Below are 2,209 nucleotides of genomic sequence, written 5' to 3'. Positions count from 1 at the left end.
TCACAACCGACACCGTGCTGAAATCATTTCTAGGTGCACAAATCCATCGGCTTCGCAGGTATCGTGAAGATTCTGACCCCATCTTTACTGATCATGAACGGCCCAAAGCTGCCCTTGGTGAAGATCGCGTCTAATGACAGCCCCCAGCCCAAAGCGGACTTGACCGTTCAGCACGCGGAGCGGCAAACAGACTCTCACAGCACCTCGCGTGAAGGTCTGCTATGGCTTTATGAGATAACTTCCCCCAATTGTGTCGTTGGTTATCCCACTGGCTTTGGCGGTATAAGTTTAGGCATCCAATCCAAGGCCAGCTCGCTATTCATCGACAACTTGTAGACATGCTCGTCCGTCGGAACCAAAGCGCTTGTTTTCACCAGATCGGAGATTACATTGCGTGCGCCTCGATCTGATACGTTAAGAATAGTTTCAACCAACTTTCGGTCAATGTCACCTTGGATTGCCGCAATCTTCATCACTTTATCAGAGCCTTTTCGAAGCTTCTTTTCAGAGACACCGCGAGCAGCCCATTCCACAATACGGTCAGTCAGCGTTTCGGGTTCAAACAGCCCGCGCATAAAGGCGATTTGGTCAAGGCAAGTGGTCAGAAAAAACCGAGCAAAGCTTGCAAGACGTTCCTCGGATAGGTGACCGCGCCCGTCTCGGTCTCCCCGTCGCGGTTCATCTGCTGCTGCAAGCTGTCGTTTATAACCCTCGGAATCCCGAGCCAGCCCACGCGACACCGACCAAAGACCGTCACTCCCAGCCGACCGTAAAAGCATTGCATGCGACACCATGCGCGTCACCCGACCATTTAAGTCTTCAAATGGGTGGACCCACGCGAGTCGGTGGTGCGCATAAGCGCTACTCAAAACGCCGGTATTCTTTCCAGCTACGTTGTAACGTCGGTGCATGTGATCGAGGAATGACGGCAAGGCTGACGCGGACACCGGTACATGATTTCCGACCCGCACAAACCCTTCTCGAAGCCTCCCTGGTTGAATTTTTCGCTTTTCACCGGTCTCTGGGTCGGTAACCAACAGCAAGGATTCTGGCAGGTTCTGACAGAATCGCTCGTGCATTTCGCAGATCACCTCAGGGTTCATCGGGTGCCGCTCACCCAAACCACCACCGTCAATCCATCGCTGCACCTCGATATGCGCCACAGCTTCCAACTGAAGGTCACGCTTTTCCGGCTCAGCGTCATAGTCACCTTTGAGCGCTTGCTCGGCGCTGATTGGGTGTGTGTCGTGCCCTTCGATAAGGTTGCTGTAGTAGCAATTGGCTGCGCGCATAATATCCGCAAAAACGGCTCGCAACGGCTCGCGAACCGATGCTGTCAACGCCATTGACTCCCCGACCACAAGTGTCACCAGTTCGTTAATCTCACCAAAATGCGGTGAGTCCTCCGCCACCATTAGCGGCTCGCAGAGCGTTATTGGTTCGATGCTTACCTTAGCCATCTTATTCCTTGCTTTGTTCCGGCCATCGTTCCGGCCATCGTTCCGGCTATCGTTCCGGCCATCGTTCCGGCCATCGTTCCGGCCACCAGAAACCATATACTGAATTTAAAACAGAATGTTAAGCGGATTTAGTACTGCTTCTATTCCGGCCACCGTTCCGGCCACAGTTCCGGCCACAGTTCCGGCCACAGTTCCGGCCACCGTTCCGACCCAGCACAAGAAAAAGACTGCTGGAACTACTATCTCTGCACTGTTCCACCTCCGAACCGTCGGAGAACCGCGCAAGATCAGCTCGCGACCACAGGCACCCAGCGATGAATGCCGGTGCGAACCAGGAAAAGCTGTCGAAATCCTGCTGCAGGTCTCTTTCTAAATTGGCGCACCTGCATGCATTAACACGATCACGGCGGCTAAGAAGGTGCCAGAGGTGAATGAGAAAGGCAGACCGGCGGATGTGCCGCACGGTTATTCGACCTTCAGAAATGCTGCATGTTTCACGAAAGACGGCAATTCGATAGCTGCGATGCAGCGTTCGGCTAAGCTTAAAGCAACAGGCAAGTGTACTTTTTGAAACCCTGTAAAGCCTGCCTTCCTGCGCATTGCTGCCGTTCGCGCAGACCGCAGCGAAGGTCCGCAATCCGCCATTTGTTGAAAAAGTCGCCGTGATCTGAGGGGTTGGCCGCCTCGCGGCGTTCGTCGCGGGCTTATCGTTCCGCCCGTTGTACTGGGCGGCTGGTTGGGCTGTCGTT

1 protein-coding gene is annotated in these 2,209 nt (G+C 54.2%); it reads right to left on the bottom strand.

The genetic code is table 11. From position 1 onward, the window contains the following. Nucleotides 1-260 precede the first annotated feature (260 nt). Nucleotides 261-1,460, bottom strand: coding sequence for a Fic family protein (locus tag IEX10_RS19810; RefSeq protein ID WP_188679032.1), 1,200 nt, complete (start codon nt 1,458-1,460; stop codon nt 261-263). Between the last annotated feature and the right edge of the window lie 749 nt (nt 1,461-2,209).

The organism is Neptunicoccus cionae (assembly GCF_014643735.1).
Taxonomy (GTDB): Bacteria; Pseudomonadota; Alphaproteobacteria; order Rhodobacterales; family Rhodobacteraceae; genus Amylibacter; species Amylibacter cionae.
This window is presented reverse-complemented; position numbering and strand designations above follow the sequence as displayed.

Excerpts from the sequence above, each read along its gene's own strand:
- IEX10_RS19810 (WP_188679032.1), bottom strand. The coding sequence starts at position 1,460 with ATGGCTAAGGTAAGCATCGAACCAATAACGCTCTGCGAGCCGCTAATG.